Origin of the sequence: Ramlibacter agri, assembly GCF_012927085.1 — a bacterium.
GTDB classification, from domain to species: domain Bacteria; phylum Pseudomonadota; class Gammaproteobacteria; order Burkholderiales; family Burkholderiaceae_C; genus Ramlibacter; species Ramlibacter agri.
In genome coordinates this window covers 1,256,182-1,274,194 of sequence record NZ_JABBFX010000002.1, presented here as the reverse complement: position 1 = coordinate 1,274,194, position 18,013 = coordinate 1,256,182, and the positions used below count along the sequence as shown (strand labels likewise).

The following is an 18,013-nucleotide window of genomic DNA, read 5'->3' as shown; positions in this document are numbered from 1 at the left end:
AAGGGGATGCCGGCCTTCTTGGCCGCCTTCGCCGCCAGGATCTCGCCGTCGGCGTGCTGCATCCCGGTCAGGCCGGTCGGGGCGATCGCCACCGGCATGGCGACCTCCTGGCCGACCATGGTGGTGCGGGTGCTGCGGCCCTCCATGTTCACGGCCACCCGCTGGCGCAGCAGGATCTTCTCGAAGTCGGCTTCGTTGGCGCGGTAGGTGCTCTCCGTCCAGGAGCCGGAATCCGCGTAGTCATAGAACATGCGCGGCACGCGCTTCTGCGCCAGGACCCGCAGGTCCTCGATGTTGGTAATCACTGGCAAGTCTGTCTCCTCGGCTTGGACGGAATCGTAGCTGTTACGAGTTCACCGAATCCCTAAGCTGCCGCAGGGGGCTTTCTTAAGCAAACTGACGGGTAAATACCTAGGAATCCTGCTCAGCGGTTCCAATCGTTGCTCATCCCTAGCGCGTCCGCGCTGTCTTTGCAGTGTGTTGCTGCAACAAATATCAGCCAAATTCTTAACACCTTTAGGGGTTTGGCCTGACTTTCTGTTGTAACACTTGCTAGGTGATTGTAATATCCGCTTACATCTAGCTCGTCCATTTGGAGCTTTGCAGCCATGAAAGTCACGCTCAGACCCTTCCTTCTGTTCGCCGCCACGCTCATGGCAGCGCTCCCGGGCTTTGCCCAAAGCCCGGCCGTCACGTCCAATTTGACGGCACAACGCGTGGAGATCGCCAACGGCAAGGCCGTGCTGTCCCCCGCCGAAAAAGCCAAGCCCGGCGACATGGTCGAGTACAGCGGCACTTACCGCAATGCCGGTACCGGTTCCGTGGACAAGCTGGTGGCCACGATTCCCGTGCCCGCCGGCACCACCTTCGTCGCCGGCAGCGCCGAGCCCGCGAAGGCCCAGGCCTCGACCGACGGCACGCGCTTCGCGCCCATGCCCCTGATGCGCACCGTGCGCCTGCCTGACGGCACCTCGCGCCAGGAGCCCGTGCCGCTCGCCGATTACCGCTACGTGCGCTGGGAGGTCGGCACGCTGGCCGCCCACGCCGACACCGTCGTGAAGCTGCGCGTCCAGATCGACGCGGCTGGTGGCGCCGTCGCCGCCAGCAAGCCCTGAAGTTTCCAACTGCGCTAAGACAAAGAAAGAGGGACTCATCATGAATGTCGCGCTTCCGAGCCCACGCCCCTGGCTGTGGGACTACGTATCCCGCGGTCTCGCGGGCCTGTTCGTCGCCATGCTGATGCTCGTCGTCGGCGCGCCAGCACACGCGGCTCCGCCGCCGGCTGGTACTTCCATCAGCAACCAGGCGTCGGCCACGTACTCCGACGGTTCCGGCGTGGGCCGGACGGTCACCTCGAACCTGGTGCAAACCACGGTCACGCAGGTGTACGCCTTGACCCTGACCCAGAACGGCGCGCAGAGCGCCACGCCGGGCAGCATCGTGTACTACCCGCATACCCTGACCAACACGGGTAACGGCACGGACACCTTCAACCTGGCTGCCTCCAGCGGCACGACCGCGTTCACGATGTCGAGCGTGCTGATCTACGCCGACAACGGCAGCGGCCAGATCACCGGCTCCCCGATCACGAGCAGCGGCGCGCTGGCTTCAGGCGCCACGTTCAAGTTCATCGTGGCAGCCACTGTGCCCGCCACGGCGACGGCTCCGCAGACCAACGCGGTCACGGTGACCGCCACCAGCGGCGTGGGGACCAGCCCGCCGTCGGCGAGCAACACCGATACGACCACCGTGACGGCGAACGCCGTGGTGACGCTGACCAAGTCGATCAGCGCACCGAGCGGCGCGCCCGGCAGCGGTCCCTACACCTATCGCCTGACCTATACCAACACCGGTAACAGCGACGCGACGGCCGTGGTCATCAACGACGCGATCCCGACGGGCATGACCTACGTGCCTGCTTCCGGCCGCTGGAGCGTGACCGGGAGCTCGGTCGCGCTGAGCGACTCGGGCGCCGTCTCGGGCACCTCGCCGAACACGCTGACTTCGACCTTCACGGCGGGCGCCTTCACGGTGAACATCGCCAAGGTCACGGCCGGCCAGTCCGGCTGGGTCGAGTTCTCGGTGAACGTGGGCGCTGTCGCCCCGGGCGTGATCTCCAACACCGGCACGGTGCAGTACTACAACGGCAGCGCAACGGCGAACGGCAGTTCCAACCGCGTCGACTTCACGGTCACGCAGACGGCTGGCGTCACGCTGACGCCCCCGGCGGCAGTCGCCTCCGCGGCGGCCGGTTCGACGGTGAGCTTCACCAACGTGGTGACGAACACCGGCAACGGCACCGACACCTTCAACATCACGCTGGCCGCGAGCAACACCTTCCCGTCGGGCACGACCTTCGCGCTGTACAAGTCGGACGGCAGCACGCCCCTGGTCGACACCAACGGCGACGGCACGATCGACACCGGCCCGCTGGCTGCCGGTGCGACCTACAACGTGATCCTGAAGGCCACGCTGCCGCCCAGCGCGACCGGCGCCGGTCCGTTCGCGATCGCCAAGACCGCCACTTCTGTGCGCGACAACACGAAGACGTCCACCGGGACCGACACGCTGACGGCCATCACGCCCGCCGCCGTGGACCTGATGAACGACGCCACGCACGGTAACGGCCCCGGCCCGGAAGCTGCGGCAGTCGTGAAGAACGCCACCAACCCCGGCACCGTGACCACCTTCACCCTGCAAGTGAAGAACACCGGCCCGACGGCTGACACGTTCGACATGCTGGCCAGCAACACGACGACCTTCCCCGGCGCCCTGCCTTCGGGCTGGTCCGTGGTGTTCAAGGCGGACGCCAGCGCCGGCGCCTGCACGACCACCGGCGCTTCGCTGACCAACACGGGCACCATCAACGCCGCCGCGACGACCACCGTCTGCGCGGTGGTGACCGTGCCGGCCGGCTACCCGGCGGGCGACGTGGCGGTGTACTTCCGTGCGAAGTCGCCCAGCTCCAACGCGGCCGACGTGCTGTATGACGCGGTGACCGTGAACGCGGTGCGTTCCCTGAGCCTGACGCCCAACGGCGCCGGCCAGACCTACCCGGGCGGTTCCTACGTCTACAAGCACACGCTGACCAACAACGGCAACGTGGTGGAAGCCGGCACGACGACGGTGTTCAGCACGCTGGCGCCGGTGCAGGCCAACAACACCTCCGGCTGGTCGTCGACGCTGTACTTCGACTCCAACGGCAACGGCACGCTGGACGCCACCGACACGCTGGTGACCGGCAACCTGAACGCGGTGCTGCCCGCGGGTGGCCTGGCCATCGGCCAGTCCGTCACGCTGTTCGAGAAGGTGATCGCCCCCAGCGGCGCGACCCCCGGCTCGATCAACGCGACCACCATCACGATCAACACCACGAACGGCACCTACACGAGCACCGTGCCTGCCGCGACGGTGGCGACCGACAGCACCACGGTGATTGCCGGCAACCTGACCCTGGTCAAGGAGCAACAGCTCGACGCAACCTGCGCCGGCACCACCACGGGCACCTGGACCCAGGGCAACCTGAGCGCCGCGCCCGGCACCTGCGTGATGTACCGCATCACCGTGACCAACGTCGGCGCCGCTGACGCCACGGGCGTGGTCATCTCCGACGCGACGCCGACCTACACGACGATCAGCACCGTAGCTGCCACGGCTTCGCCTGGCCAGGTGACCGGCCCGGCCCTGAACGCCTCCGGCACGATCACCGCGTACATCGGCACGGGCGCGAACTCCGCCACCCCGGTCGGCGGCACGCTCGCGGCCGGCGCGTCGGCCACCGTGACCTTCGGCGTGAAGATCACCCCCTGATGCAGTGAAGGCCAGGGGGCGGAGGAGGGGTGACCTTCCTCCGCCCCTTGTCCAAACAGCCCAAGATGTCCCGGCGCCTGCTTCAACAACTCCTCGTCTGCTGGGCCCTGTTGCTCGGTTGCATGCAGGGGCAGGCGGCACCGGCGGCTGGCTCGGTCATCAGCAACACCGCGCTGGCCACCTTCGTCGACTCCACCAGCGGACTGTCGGCGAGGCTGAGTTCCAATACCGTCAATACCCGAGTCACCGTACTCGAGGCGCTCACGCTGAGCGCCAGCCAGAATCTCATGGTGGGAACGGGAGCCCCGTTCGCTGCCAGCCATACCCTCGTCAACACCGGCAACACCGACACGACCTACCTGCTGACGGTAGCGGTCGCCACCGGTAGCGCGTTCACGCCGCTCAACCTGCAGGTCGTGCAGGACGTCAACGGCAACGGCCGCGCCGACTCCGGCGAACCGGTCATCGGCGCCACCGGCATCACCCTGCCCATGGGCACCAGCGTGAACCTGCTGGTGACGGGCACCGTGCCGCCCACGGCGGGCGCCGCCCAGGCGGCCTCGGTGGTGCTGAGCGCAGTGAGCCAGGTGCAGGGCGCCCGCGCCACCAACACCGACACGTTCACGCTGACCAGCGGCGCCGCCGTGCAGGCCCTGCTGTCCGCCTCGGTGGCCGCGGCCACGCCGTCGTCCCCGATCGACTGGACGGCCGTGGCGATCAACAACGGCAATACGGCCGCAGGCGCCGTGGCGATTACGATCGACGGCACGCCGGCCACCGGCTTCGTGCTGCGGGCCGCGGTGCCCGCCAACACTGCCTTCACCTCGGTCACCGGCTCCACCAACGTCGGCGCGCGCACGCTCTATCACCTGGTGGGCAATGCCACCAACAACTACGCGAGCACGGCGGCGTCCGGCGCCAGCGTCGACGGCGTGGCCTGGATGCTCGCCAGCCTGCCCGCGGGCGGCAGCCTGCAGGGCCAGTTCCGGGTGACGGCCAACGCCAACGCTGCCGGCAGCATCGTGAACACGGCCTATGCCGACTGGGCGGACACGACTGCGGTGCAGCTCGCCACCAGCAATCGCGTGGTGCTGCCCCTGCCGAACCGCGCGGCGGAGATCTCCTTCTATTCCAGCAGCGCCTATGCGGCGCACGCCTCCCAGAACCAGCCGGGCAAGCCGCTGTTCGTGCAGCTGGATGCGGCCGTCTGCAATGCCGATGCGGCGCGCGCGGACACCGTGCCGGTGACGCTCACCAGCCAGCTGACCGGCGACGTGGAAGTCTTCACCGCCACCGAGACCGGCCCCAACACGGGCCTGTTCCGGATCCTGCCCAACGTGCCGACCGCGAACGCGGCGAGCCACATCGTGTCTTCCGGCGACGGCATCATGGAAGTGCTGCGCAACGACCTGGTCACGGCCAGCGTCACCAGCTGCGGCGGCGTGTCGGCGACGGCCACGACCACGCTGCTGATCGACCCGAGCGGCGTCGTGTACGACAGCCGCAGCAACCTGCCGCTGAGCGGCGCCACCGTGCAGCTGATCGACGTCACCGGCAATGGCAACGGCGGCCGCGCCGGTTCGCCCGCCGACGTGCTGGAGATGGACGGCACGACCAAGGCAGCGTCGTCCGTCGTGACGAGCGCCGACGGCGTCTTCGCCTTCCCGCTGGTGCAGCCCAGCACCTACAAGCTGCTGGTGACGCCGCCGAACGGCTTCCAGTTCCCTTCGGCGCTGCCCATCGCGCTGCAGCCGGCCGGCCGCGTGATCGACCAGGTCGGCTCGTATGGCGGGAGCTTCACTGCCGCCCTGGGCCCGGTGCGCTTCGACGTCCCGCTGGACACCGGCGACGAAGGCGGCATGTTCCTGCAGAAGACGGCGAGCAAGGCCACGGCCGAAATCGGCGACTTCGTCGACTACACGGTGACGGTGAAGAACGTGCTGCAGGTGCCGCTGCTGAACGTCGTCGTGCGCGACGCGCTGCCGCGCGGCTTTGCGTACGTGAAAGGCAGCGCGCGCCTCGACGGCGCGGCGCTCGCCGACCCGGCTGGCGGCACTGGCCCGCAGCTGACCTTCGCCATCGGCAAGATCGTCAATGGCGTCCAGCGCACGCTGACCTATCGCGTGCGCGTCGGCGTCGGCAGCCAGGGCGGCGACGGCATCAACACGGCGCAGGCCGAAGGCGGCTCGATCTTCTCCAACCACGGCAGCGCGCGCGTGCAGGTGGTCGGCGGCGTGTTCTCCAACGACGCCTACCTGATCGGCAAGGTCTATGCCGACTGCCGCGGCGACGGCGTGCAGGCGGACGGCGCCCCCGGCATCCCCGGCGTGCGCATCCTGCTGGAAGACGGCACCTATGCGGTGACCGACGAAGAGGGCAAGTACAGCCTCTACGGCCTCACGCCGCGCACGCACGTTGCCAAGGTGGACCTCACCACCCTGCCCGCGGGCAGCAGCCTGCGCGTGCTGTCCAACCGCAATGCCTTCGATGCCGGCAGCCGTTTCGTCGACCTGAAGAACGGCGAACTCCACAAGGCGGATTTCGCCGTGGCCGGTTGCGACGAAGGCCTGCGCGAGCAGATCGCGGCGCGCCGCAAGGCCCTGGCCAACCCCGCGGAAATGGTGCAGGCGGCCAGCACGATGCTCGCCGCCACGCCGACGGCGTCCGCCACCGACGCCCGCACCTTGCCGGCCAGCGGCGCGCTGGCGCTGCCCGGCGGCGCCCGCAACGCGGCCGCCAACGGCACGGCGCCCACGCTGGGCGCGGTGGGCGACACGGGCGGCTCCGTCGCCGCCATGCAGCAGGGGCTGCCCAAGTCGGTGTTCCGTCCGGTCGACACCGTGCCAGGGCAGGCGCCGGCGCCGGCTGCGGTGCCGGCGGCGGAAACGCAGGCGGTCCCCGAACTGGAAGACCTGCTGCCGCAGGTGACGGCCGACACGGGCTTCATCGGCCTGGAAGAGGGCCAGGTGCTGCCGACGGCGCAGACGCGCGTGCGCGTGAAGGGCCCGCTGGGCGCCACCTTCGAACTGCAGGTGAACGGCCAGGTCGTGCCCACGACCCAGGTCGGCAAGCGCAGCAGCCTGCCGCCGAACAAGGTCACCGGCTGGGAATACATCGGCGTCGACCTCCATCCCGGCCGCAACACGCTGGAAGTGCAGGTGAAGGACCCGTTCGGCAACGTGCGCGGCAAGGCACAGGTCACCGTGCTCGCCCCGGGCCCGCTGGCCACGGTGCGCATCGACGTGCCGAAGCAGCCGGTGGCCGATCCCAACACGCCGATCGCCGTGGCGATCGCGCTGGAGGACGCCGCCGGCCTGCCGGCGACGGCGCGCGCCGAAGTCACGCTCCTGGCCAGCGCCGGTGAATGGCAGGTGGCCGACGTCAACCCGACCCAGGCCGGCACCCAGGTGCTGCTGGAAGGCGGCAGCGGCCGCTACCTGCTGGTACCGCCGGCCCAGCCGGGCAAGGTGACGCTGACGGTGCAGGCCGGCATGGTCAAGTCCACCGCCGAAGTCGAATTCGTGCCGCTGCTGCGCCCGATGATCGCCGCCGGTGTCGTCGAAGGCACCATCAACCTGCGCAACCTGAACCCCGCGGCGCTGCAGCCCGCCAGCAGCGGCGACGTGTTCGAGCGCGAGATCCAGAGCGCCTCGCACAGCTTCGACAACGGCAAGGGCCAAGCGGGCGCGCGCGCCGCCATGTTCCTCAAGGGCAAGGTGCTCGGCTCCAGCCTGCTGACCGTCGCCTATGACTCGGACAAGCCGTCCGATACCCGGCTGCTGCGCGACATCCAGCCGAACCAGTTCTATCCGGTCTATGGCGATTCGTCCGCGCGCGGTTTCGACGGCCAGTCCACCGGCAAGCTGTACGTGCTGCTGCAGAACGGCACCAACTTCGCGCTGCTGGGCGACTTCACGTCCCAGAGCGAGAACACCGCGCGCCAGCTGACGCAGTACTCGCGCTCCCTGAGCGGCGCCAAGGGCCGCTGGAGCAACGGCACGGTGGGCGTCGAGGCTTTCGGCAGCCGCACCGGCGCGACCCAGGTGGTGCAGGAGTTCCGCGGCAACGGCACCTCGGGCCCGTTCCAGCTGAACGCCAACGGCGTCGTCAACAGCGAACAGGTGCACGTGATCATCCGCAGCCGTGACCAGCCCGCGCTGGTGCTGAAGGACACGGCGCTCACAGCCTTCACCGACTACAGCATCGAGCCCCTGACGGGGCTGCTGCTGCTGAAGGACGCGGTGCCCAGCGTCGACGCCGACCTGAACCCGGTGTTCGTGCGCGTGAGCTACGACGTGGACAACGGCGGCCCGAAGCACGACGTGGCGGGCGTCGAGGCCAACGTGCAGGTCCTGCCCGGCACGACGGTGGGCGCGGTCGTCGTCGCCGACGAGGACCCGGCCAACCGCCAGCGCCTGCAGGGCCTGACCCTGACCAGCAAGCTGGGCGAGAAGACCGTGCTGACGGCCGAAGCCGCGCGCAGCCGCACCGACCTGCAGGGCGACGGCAAGGGCGAGCGCTTCGAGTTCCGCCACGAAGGCACGGAAGTGCAGGCGCGGGTCTGGGGCGCGCATACCGACGGCGGCTTCTACAACCCGAACAGCCCGCAATCGGCCGGCCAGTCCCAGTACGGCGCGAAGGCGGGCTACGTCATCGATCCCGCCACGCGCGTCGTCGGCGAGGCGCTGCGCACCACCAACAGCCTGACCGGCGCGGAGCAGACCGGCGCCGAACTGCGGCTGGAGCGCAGCCTGCCCGGCAACGCGCGCATCGAGGTCGGCGTGCGTTACAGCAAGGCCAACGCAGCGGCCACCGGCACCTCGGTCGCCGCCCCGGGCACCGAGTCGCTGACCGCCACGACCTCCACCGCGGCGACCTCGACTTCCACGGCGGAAACGGGCTACACCAGCGCGCGCGTCAAGCTGACGGTGCCGGTGCCGGGCGTGCCCTCGGCGGACGTCTACGCGCTGGCGGAGCAGGCCATCGACGGCAGCGGCGGCCGCGAGACCGGCGTCGGCGCCAATTACCAGCTGAACCCCGCCACCAAGCTGTACGCCCGGCACGACTTCATCAACAGCCTGAACGGCCCGTACACGCTGAACGCGGAAGTTTCGCGCTACACCACGGTGGCCGGCGTCACGACCACGCTGCCGGGCAACACGCAGGTGTTCAACGAATACCGCATGGGCGACGCCATCGACGGCCGCACCAGCGAGGCGGCGCTCGGCTTGCGCAACACGGTGCGGGTGGCTGAAGGCATGAACGTGACTGCGGCGCTGCAGCGGATCAAGCCGATCACCGGCCCGACCACCGACGAGTCCAGCGCGGTGTCCCTCGGCGTCGAATACACTGCGGCCGCCGACTGGAAGGCTTCCAGTCAGGCGCAGTGGCAGATGTCGGCCAGTTCGCGCAGCTGGCTCCTGGGAGGCGCCGTGGTGAACCGGCTCGACCGGGAGTGGACCCTGTTGAACCGTTTCCTCTATAACGACCAGACCAATATCGGCACCACCAGCAGCAGCGGTGAGCGGACCATCGTGAAGGCGCAGTCCGGCGTGGCCTACCGCCCCGTCGACGACGACACCTGGAACGCCCTGGCGCGTGTCGAGTACGACCGCGACCACGACACCACGGCGGTGCATGCCACCGACCAGGGCGCCTGGATCCTGTCGACGCACCTGAACGTGCAGCCGCGCCGCGACTGGGTGGTGAACGGCCGCTACGCGGCCAAGCTGGCCCGCGACCGCGCCAGCGGCCTGGACAGCAAGTCCTTCACGCAGCTGGTGGGCGCGCGCTCGGTCTGGGACCTGAACGAGCGCTGGGACTTCGGCGTGCAGGCCTACACCATGTGGGGCAACGACGTCCGCGAATCCGCCATCGGCCTGGAGATCGGCTACCTGGTGTGGAAGAACCTGTGGCTGTCCGCCGGCTACAACATCATGGGCTTCTCGGCGCGCGACCTCGCCGGTGACGCCACGACGCAGAAGGGCGCTTACCTGCGCATGCGCTTCAAGTTCGACGAGACGCTGCTCCAGAACGATGCCGACGCCTCGCCCAAGGCGCAGCCGGCGGCGGGAGGCAAGTCTTGATGCGCCTGCTGGCTCTCTGGCGGCGCTTCCTGTTCGCCTGCGTGGCTGGGTGGCTGCTCGCCGCCGCGGTCCCCGGCACGGCGCTGGCCGCGAGCTGCGCGCCGGCGACCACGCAAGGCACGGCGCCTGCCGATTTCCGCACCTACTGCTGGCTGGACTTCTCGACCTACGTCGACACGACGGCCCGCACCACCGCCGGCCAGACCTTCAGCTTCGGCCTGCCGGACGGCACGAACGTGAGCATGAACCTGAGGGTCACCACGTTCTCGGGCACCAACGCCAACACCGCGCTGATCCCCACGGCGGTCCCGTCCTGGACCGGCTCGGCCTTCGGCAACGTCGCCTTCAACGGCATCCCGAACAAGCCGATCCTGTACACGGGCACCGACGGCAGCACCGTGACGTTCACGATCCGCAACATCACGGTGACGCCGCCCACGGGCGGCTCCGCCAACTACTCGATCATCGTCGGCGACGGCGAGTCCACCAACGCAGGCGAGACGCTTTCGTTCACCACCAACGGCGGCAACTGGTCGCAGGTGGCGCAGATCGCGAATGGCGGCACGACCTATCCCACGGTGTCCGGGCTCAACAGCAAGACCGTCAGCGAAACCGGCGTCGCCGGCACGGTGGGCAGCTACGTCTTCCGCACCGACACCAACCCGACGCAGGTCACCGCCACCATGAAGGCCAGCGGCCTGCAGGGCGTGATCGTGGGCCTGCGCTATGCGTCGATCTCGGCGGTCTCGCAGATCACCAACCAGCGCTACAACGCGGCCGACCAGTTCGTCTACTCGCTGGGCACCACCACCGGCACCAAGCTGGCGACCGGCACCACCACCGGCACCGCGACATCCGGCTTCGCGGCGGCCACGGTCCCCACGGTGGCCGCCAGTTATCCATTCGTCGTCTCACAGGCCATGGCGCCGGGGAGCGTAGGCACCCTGGCGAACTACACGACGACGCTGACCTGTACCAACTCGAACTCCGGCTCGGCCACCACGATGCCGACGAACCTGGCGATCAGCAGCAGCAGCGGCTCGTACACCTTCAACAGCCTCGCCTACGGCGACGCGGTGTTGTGTACCTTCACCAACACGCCGATCTTCAACACGATCACCGGAACGGTCTATTCCGACGCGAACCACAACGGCGCGCAGGACGGCGCCGAAGCCGGGCCGGGCGTGACGGGCTTCTACGCGAAGGTGGCGCAGGTCTCGGGCGGCGCCTGCACGAACCCGGCGCTGAACGCGGTGGCCGTGGACGCGACCACCGGCGCCTACACGCTGCCCAACCTGCCACAGGGCACGTACTGCGTGATCCTGGACAACAACTCCACGCTGACCGACATCACGCCCACGCTTCCCACGGGCTGGCTGGGGATGCAGAACGCGAGCGGGCTGTTGCAGGTGAACGTGGCGGCCGGGTCGCCGGCGCCGCCGCCGCAGGTGTTCGGCGTCTACAACGGTTCGAAACTCACCGGCACCGTGTTCGCGGACACGGGCGTCGGCTCCGGGAACGCGAACAACGGCACGAAGGACGGCACCGAACCCGGCCTCGCCAGCGTCACGGTGACCCTGGCCAACGGAGCGACGACCGTGGCGACCACGAGCACCGCGGGCGACGGCAGCTTCACGCTGTGGGTGCCGTCCACCATCACCGCGGCGCTGACGCTCACGCCGACGGTGCTGACGAACTACCAGAACTCCGGCGGCAACGTCGGCACCACGGGCGGCAGCTACGCGCGCCCGAAACTGACCTACACGCCGGTGGCCGGCAGCTCGTACACCGGCGTCGCCTTCGGCATGGTGCCGCCGGAAAGCTTCGCGCCCAACGGCGCGCAGACCGCCCAGCCCGGCACCGTCGTCTTCTACGCGCACACCTTCCAGGCCGGCAGCGGCGGCCAGGCCACCTTCACCGTGACGAACGCGCCCAGCCCCGCGGGGACGGTGTGGAGCACGGTGCTGTACCAGGACGCCAACTGCAGCGGCGCACTGGAGTCGACCGAGATCGTCGTGACCAGCGCCATCACGATGACGGCGGGACAGCAGGTCTGCCTGGTGCTGAAGCAGTTCGTGCCTTCGGGCATCGCCTACGGCGCCCTGAACACGGCGACGATCACGGCGAACTTCGTCTACACGGGCTCGTCGCCGGCACTGACCTCCGTGCTGACGGTGACGGACACCACCACCGGCGGCGAGCCGTCCGCGCTGTCGCTGAAGAAGATGGTGAGCAACGTCACGCGCGGCGGCAGCGGCTCCACGTCGGTCAGCGCCAGCCCCGGCGAGGTGCTGCAGTACACGCTGACCGCGCAGAACCTCAGCGCCTACCCGGTGTCCACGCTGGTGATCAACGACGCGACCCCGGCCTTCACCACCTTCGTTTCAACGGTCTGCCCGGGCGCCTTCCCGAGCGGCATCACCGGCTGCACCATCGCCACGCAGCCCGCGGCCGGCAACGCCGGCAGCCTGCAATGGACCTTCACCGGCACGCTGAACCCGGGGCTGTCGCTGGTGGTGACCTACAACGTCAAGCTGACCGAGTAGCGCTTGACGCGTGTCAACGCGGGCAGGGGCGAAATGGGGACTAATGCTCCCCATGTCGCCCATCGAACTTTTCCGCAATGACCACCACGCCTGCCTCATGTTCACCGACCTGGTGGACGAGGACGGGCAGGCCGTGCAGGCCAACCAGTTCCTGATCGTCGACCACGGCGTGGGCGCCATCCTCGACCCGGGTGGCAACCTCGCCTTCAACGAACTGTTCCTGGCGCTCTCGCGCTGGTTCCCGCCGCAGAACCTGAGCTACCTGCTGGCCTCGCACGCCGACCCGGACATCATCGCGTCGCTGGATCGCTGGCTCACTTCGACCAAGGCGCAGCTGGTGATCTCGCGCATCTGGGAGCGCTTCGCGCCGCACTTCACCAAGGTCGGCAAGACGGAGAACCGCGTGATCGGCGTGCCCGATGCCGGTGGCCGCCTGCCCCTGGGCCGCAGCGAACTGCTGATGGTGCCCGCGCACTTCCTGCACTCGGAGGGCAACTTCCAGTTCTACGACCCGGTCAGTCGTATCCTCTTCACGGGCGACCTGGGCGTGTCGATGACCAGCGGCGAGGAGGCGCGCACGGCGGTGCGCGACCTGCGCCCGCACATCCCGCGCATGGAGGGCTTCCACCGGCGCTACATGGTGTCGAACAAGGTGCTGCGCCTGTGGGCGCGCATGGCGCGCCAATTGGACGTGAAGATGATCGTGCCGCAGCACGGCGCGCCGATCGAGGGCAAGCAGGCCATCGCCGACTTCTACGACTGGGTCGAGACGCTGATGTGCGGCATCGACCTGTTCGACGACCGCGCCTACCAGCTGCCGACGGCGCGCATCGACGCGGTCACCAGGAAGCTGCAGCCGCAGTTGCGCGTGGCGTGAAGACTGAACTTCCGGACGCAAAGGGCGCAAAGGTTTCGCAAAAATCGCAAAAGGACATCCAATTGGATTGGGCTTCTTTTGCGAGCTTTTGCGTACTTTTGCGCCCTCTGCGTCCGGCAGTCCGCCTTTTTTGAACGGGCTACGCGCCCAGCCGCGCCTGGTGCCGCGCGATCTGCGCGCGCACCTGCGCCGGCGCGGTGCCGCCCAGCGTGTTGCGCGCGTTGAGCGAGCCGCGCAGCGACAGCACGTCGTACACGTCCTTCTCGATCGCCGGGTTGAACTGCTGCAGCACTGCCAGCGGCAGCTCGGACAAGTCGCACTTGTGTGACAGCGCCGCCTTCACCGCATGCGCCACCACCTCGTGCGCGTCGCGGAAGGGCAGGCCCTTCTTCTGCACCAGGTAGTCGGCCAGGTCGGTGGCGGTGGCGTAGCCGCGCATGGCGGCGCGCTCCATCGCTTCCGGCACCACGGTGATGCCGCCGGCCATCTCGGCGAAGATGCGCAGCGTGTCCTTCAGCGTGTCGACCGTGTCGAACAGCGGCTCCTTGTCTTCCTGGTTGTCCTTGTTGTAGGCGAGCGGCTGGCCCTTCATCAGCGTGATCAGGCCCATCAGGTGGCCCACCACCCGGCCGGTCTTGCCGCGCGCGAGCTCCGGCACGTCCGGGTTCTTCTTCTGCGGCATGATCGACGAGCCGGTCGTGAAGCGGTCGGCGATGCGGATGAAGCCGAAGTTCTGGCTCATCCAGAGCACCAGCTCCTCGCTGAAGCGGCTCACGTGCACCATCAGCAGCGAGGCGGCCGCGGTGAATTCGATGGCGAAGTCGCGGTCGCTCACGGCATCCAGCGAGTTCTGGCACACGCCTTCCATGCCCAGTTGCTGCGCGACGAACTCGCGGTCCAGCGGGTAGGTGGTGCCGGCCAGCGCCGCGGCGCCCAGCGGCAGCTGGTTCACGCGCTTGCGCACGTCCAGCATGCGCGCGTGGTCGCGCGAGAACATCTCCACGTAGGCCAGCATGTGGTGGCCGAAGCTCACGGGCTGCGCCACCTGCAGGTGGGTGAAGCCGGGCAGCACCACTTCGACGTTGTCCTCGGCGATCTTCAGCAGCGCCTTCTGCAGCTCGTTCAGCAGGTCGGCGACCAGGTCGATCTCGCCGCGCAGCCACAGGCGCACGTCGGTGGCGACCTGGTCGTTGCGGCTGCGGCCGGTGTGCAGTCGCTTGCCGGCGTCGCCCACCAATTGGGTGAGGCGCGCCTCGATGTTCAGGTGCACGTCCTCCAGCTCCAGCTTCCACTGGAAGGCGCCCGACTCGATCTCGCCGCGGATCTGCGCCATGCCCTTGCGGATGGACTCCAGGTCCTGAGGCGAGATCACCTGCTGCTTCGCCAGCATGGCGGCGTGGGCCAGCGAGCCTTCGATGTCCGCCTGCCACAGGCGCTTGTCGAAGAAGACGCTGGCCGTGTAGCGGGCAACAAGGTCGCTCATGGGTTCGCTGAACAGGGCGGACCACGCCTCGGACTTGTGATCGAGTTGGCTCATAGGGGCTGGGGAAAGGCCGGGAATTTGCGGGAAGACGGGTGGCGTTCACCATAATCCGGGAAAACCTAGCCCCCGGCCAGATGAACGACTCGCAACTATTATCGGCTTTCCAGGAACTGAACCGCCCGCCGTCCCGCCTGCGGCCCGAGCCCGTGCTGGTGTTCGACGCCTGCCAGCTGGGGGTGGTGCTGCGCGCCTTGCTGTTCGTCGAGGCGGTGATGGCCGTGGGCGCCATGTTCGGCGGCGGCGGCCTGGTGGGCTGGGTCGAACGCATGGCCTTCCTGAGCGGCGCGGCGATGCCCGCCACCCTGGGCTGGCTGGTGGCCGCCTGCAGCCTGAAGAAGGTGCTGGCCCGCCTGGCGGCGCCGGCGCAGCAGGCGTGCGGGGTCGCCCTGGGCGCGATCTCGGGCCTGTACGGCTGCGCCCTGCTGGTCCTGGTCACGCGGGAGCCGCTGCCCTGGTTTGCCGCGGCCGCTACGGGCGCGCTGCTGTCGGCGGTGATGGTGGCCGCCCTGGTGCTGCGGGCCAAGGGCCGCATGCCGGCGGACACGACCGCCCGTTTGGCGGAGTTGCAGGCCCGCATCCGTCCCCATTTCCTGTTCAACAGCCTGAACAGCGCCATTGCGCTGGTGCGCGAGGACCCGCGCAAGGCCGAAACGCTGCTGGAGGACCTGAGCGAACTGTTCCGGCACGCCCTGGTGGACCAGGGCGGCCCGGTCACCCTGGCGGAGGAGGTCGTCATCGCCCGCCGCTACCTGGACATCGAGCAGGTCCGCTTCGGCGACCGGCTGCAGGTGGAGTGGGCCATCGACCCGCGGGCGGGCAGCGCCAAAGTGCCTGCTTTGTTTCTGCAGCCGTTAGTGGAAAATGCGGTCAAACACGGAGTGGAGCCCAGTCCGACGGGGGCCCAGGTCAAAGTCACGACCCAGCGCCGTGGCAGCATGGTCGTCATCAAGGTGACGAACACGGTGCCGGCGGGGCAGGGCAAGCCTGGGAACGGCGTGGCGCTGGGGAATGTGCGCGACCGCCTGCGGCTGATGCACGATGTGCAGGCGCAGTTCCAGACGGCGCTGATCGACGGGCTGTACCAGGTGCGGATGGAAGTACCCGGATGAACATGGTAGAGGGGGAAGCAACATGGCATTGAGAGTGCTGCTGGTCGATGACGAGCCGCTGGCGCGGTCTCGCCTGCGCACCTTGCTGGCCGACTGCAAGGCGCCGACGGCCGAAGTGGCCGCCGAGGCGGGCAACGCGGCCCAGGCCATGGAGCACCTGCGGCGGCAAAGCTTCGATACAGTGTTGCTTGACATCCACATGCCCGGCGCCGACGGCTTGGCCCTGGCCGGCGTGCTGCGCTCGCTGCCGGAGTCGCCGGCCGTGGTGTTCGTCACCGCCTATGCGGAGCACGCCGTCGCCGCCTTCGAGCTGGAAGCGGTGGACTACCTGACCAAGCCGGTCCGGCTGGAAAGGCTGCAGACGGCCCTGGCCAAGGTGGAACGCACCGTGCAGGCCCGCGCCGGCGGCCACGAGCAGGAACAGGAAGTGCTGGTGATCCAGGACCGCGGGCGCACCGAGCGGGTGCCGGTCACGGAGGTGCTCTATTTCAAGGCCGAATTGAAGTACATCACCGTGCGCACGGCCGCCAGGAGCTATATTCTGGACGGTTCGCTCAGCGACCTGGAGGAACGCCACGGCGCGCAGTTCCTGCGGGTCCACCGCAATGCGCTGGTGTCACGCCGCGCCGTGCGGGCCCTGGAAAAACATTTCGACCCCGAAGAGGGCGAGGGCTGGGCGGTTCGCCTGAACGGCATCGAGGAGTCGCTGGCGGTTTCGCGCCGGCAGCTCAGTGCGGTGCGGGAGGCGCTGGCCAGCTAGAGAGGAACGGGGGCTCGGGAGTTGTTGCTGCTTGGGTTCCGATCCTGATTCCACCGAAGACGAACCGCCGCGCGTGCTGCTGCACATGCCGGTGGACGTCCGCAATGCGGCGCTCGTCGTCCTGACGGCGCTGGCCATCCTGGCCGTGCTGCGCTGGGCCAGCGCGTTCTTCATCCCGTTGATGCTGGGCATCGTCTTCAGCTATGCGCTGTCGCCCATCGTCGACGGGCTGCAACGCTGGCGGGTGCCGCGCGCGCTGAGCGCGGCGGTGCTGATCCTCGCCATCCTGGGCGGCGCTGGCGGCACGGCCTATTCGCTGTCGGACGACGCCAGCGACCTCATCGCCTCGCTGCCGCAGGCCGCGCGGAAGCTGCGGGACAGCGTCACCAGCGGCCGGACGGCCAAGGCCACGCCGCTGGACACCGTGCAGCAGGCCGCGGCCGAACTGCAGAAGGCCGCCGAGGAAGCCGGCGGCGGCAGCGCCGCGCCGCCGCCGCGCAACGTGGCGCGCGTCATCGTGGAGAAGCCGCGTTTCGACCTGCGCGAGTACCTCTGGAGCGGCACGCTGGGCCTGGTGACGGGCCTGGCGCAGGCGGTGCTGGTCACCTTCCTCACTTATTTCATGCTGGTCTCGGGCGACACCTTCCGCCGCAAGCTGGTGAAGATCGCCGGCCCCGGGCTGGCCGAAAAGAAGCTGACCGTGCAGGCGCTGGACGAGATCAACGGGCAGATGCAGCGCTACCTGCTGGTGCAGCTGCTGGCGAGCGTGGGCAAGGGCCTGGTCGTGGGCATCGCCTTCGCGCTGCTGGGCCTGAACCATGCGGCGGTGTGGGGCGTGGCGGCAGGCGTGCTGAACCTGGTGCCCTACATCGGCCCGGTGGCCATCAGCGGCGGCGCGGCGCTGGTGGCTTTCCTGCAATTCGGCGACGTGCGCTCCGCCTTGCTGGTGGGCGGCGTGGCCACCGTCATCGCCGTCATCGTCGGCTACCTGCTGGTGCCCTGGGCCACCAGCAAGGCCAACAGCATGAACGCGGTGGCCGTGTTCATCGGCGTGCTGGCCTGGGGCTGGCTGTGGGGCGTGTGGGGGCTGCTGCTAGGCATCCCCATCCTGATGGCGATCAAGGCAGTGTGCGACCGCGTCGATCACCTGAAGCCGGTGGGGGAGTTGCTGGGGGACTGAAGGCGGACAGCCGGACTTCCGGACGCAAAGGGCGCGAAAGCACGCAAAGGACGCAAAAGAACATCCATGATTTTTTTGCGTCCTCTGCGGAACCTTTGCGTC

At 68.7% G+C, this 18,013-nt stretch carries 10 protein-coding genes; 8 read left to right on the top strand and 2 right to left on the bottom strand.

The genetic code is table 11. From position 1 onward, the window contains the following. Positions 1-311: alpha-hydroxy acid oxidase (locus tag HHL11_RS24525; protein ID WP_205964545.1), on the bottom strand; the 311-nt coding region annotated here is incomplete at its 3' end. 297 nt (positions 312-608) lie between these two features. Between HHL11_RS24525 and HHL11_RS24520 the strand changes: the two genes are divergently transcribed. From HHL11_RS24520 to HHL11_RS24500, 5 genes are all read left to right on the top strand, one after another. Next, positions 609-1,115 (top strand): DUF11 domain-containing protein, encoded by a 507-nt coding sequence (locus tag HHL11_RS24520; protein ID WP_169421170.1) that lies wholly within the window; start codon positions 609-611, stop codon positions 1,113-1,115. A gap of 40 nt (positions 1,116-1,155) precedes the next feature. Next, positions 1,156-3,810 (top strand): beta strand repeat-containing protein, encoded by a 2,655-nt coding sequence (locus tag HHL11_RS24515; RefSeq protein WP_169421169.1) that lies wholly within the window; start codon positions 1,156-1,158, stop codon positions 3,808-3,810. A 65-nt stretch (positions 3,811-3,875) separates the two neighbouring features. After that, complete coding sequence (locus HHL11_RS24510; RefSeq protein ID WP_169421168.1) at positions 3,876-9,896, top strand: DUF11 domain-containing protein; 6,021 nt, start codon at positions 3,876-3,878, stop codon at positions 9,894-9,896. Further along, positions 9,896-12,442 (top strand): CshA/CshB family fibrillar adhesin-related protein, encoded by a 2,547-nt coding sequence (locus HHL11_RS24505; protein ID WP_169421167.1) that lies wholly within the window; start codon positions 9,896-9,898, stop codon positions 12,440-12,442. Before HHL11_RS24510 ends, HHL11_RS24505 begins: the two co-directional genes overlap by 1 nt. A gap of 52 nt (positions 12,443-12,494) precedes the next feature. Further along, on the top strand, positions 12,495-13,319 hold the full coding sequence (locus tag HHL11_RS24500; protein ID WP_425355221.1) for an oxygen-binding di-iron domain-containing protein: 825 nt from the start codon (positions 12,495-12,497) through the stop codon (positions 13,317-13,319). A 139-nt stretch (positions 13,320-13,458) separates the two neighbouring features. On the opposite strand, the gene argH is transcribed toward HHL11_RS24500, so the two are convergent. Then, complete coding sequence (gene argH / locus HHL11_RS24495) at positions 13,459-14,856, bottom strand: argininosuccinate lyase (protein WP_169421165.1); 1,398 nt, start codon at positions 14,854-14,856, stop codon at positions 13,459-13,461. Positions 14,857-14,936: 80 nt separating this feature from the next. Here argH and HHL11_RS24490 point away from each other — a divergent pair, with 80 nt between their 5' ends. The 3 genes from HHL11_RS24490 to HHL11_RS24480 are packed head-to-tail and all read left to right on the top strand — an operon-like array spanning position 14,937 to position 17,911. Further along, a complete protein-coding gene (locus HHL11_RS24490) occupies positions 14,937-15,971 on the top strand; it encodes a sensor histidine kinase (RefSeq protein WP_169421164.1) in 1,035 nt (344 codons plus the stop codon). A gap of 22 nt (positions 15,972-15,993) precedes the next feature. After that, positions 15,994-16,731: a LytR/AlgR family response regulator transcription factor gene (locus HHL11_RS24485; protein WP_205964543.1), complete on the top strand. Its 738-nt coding sequence runs from the start codon at positions 15,994-15,996 to the stop codon at positions 16,729-16,731. A 31-nt stretch (positions 16,732-16,762) separates the two neighbouring features. Further along, positions 16,763-17,911, top strand: coding sequence for an AI-2E family transporter (locus tag HHL11_RS24480; RefSeq protein ID WP_240980377.1), 1,149 nt, complete (start codon positions 16,763-16,765; stop codon positions 17,909-17,911). Positions 17,912-18,013 lie beyond the last annotated feature (102 nt).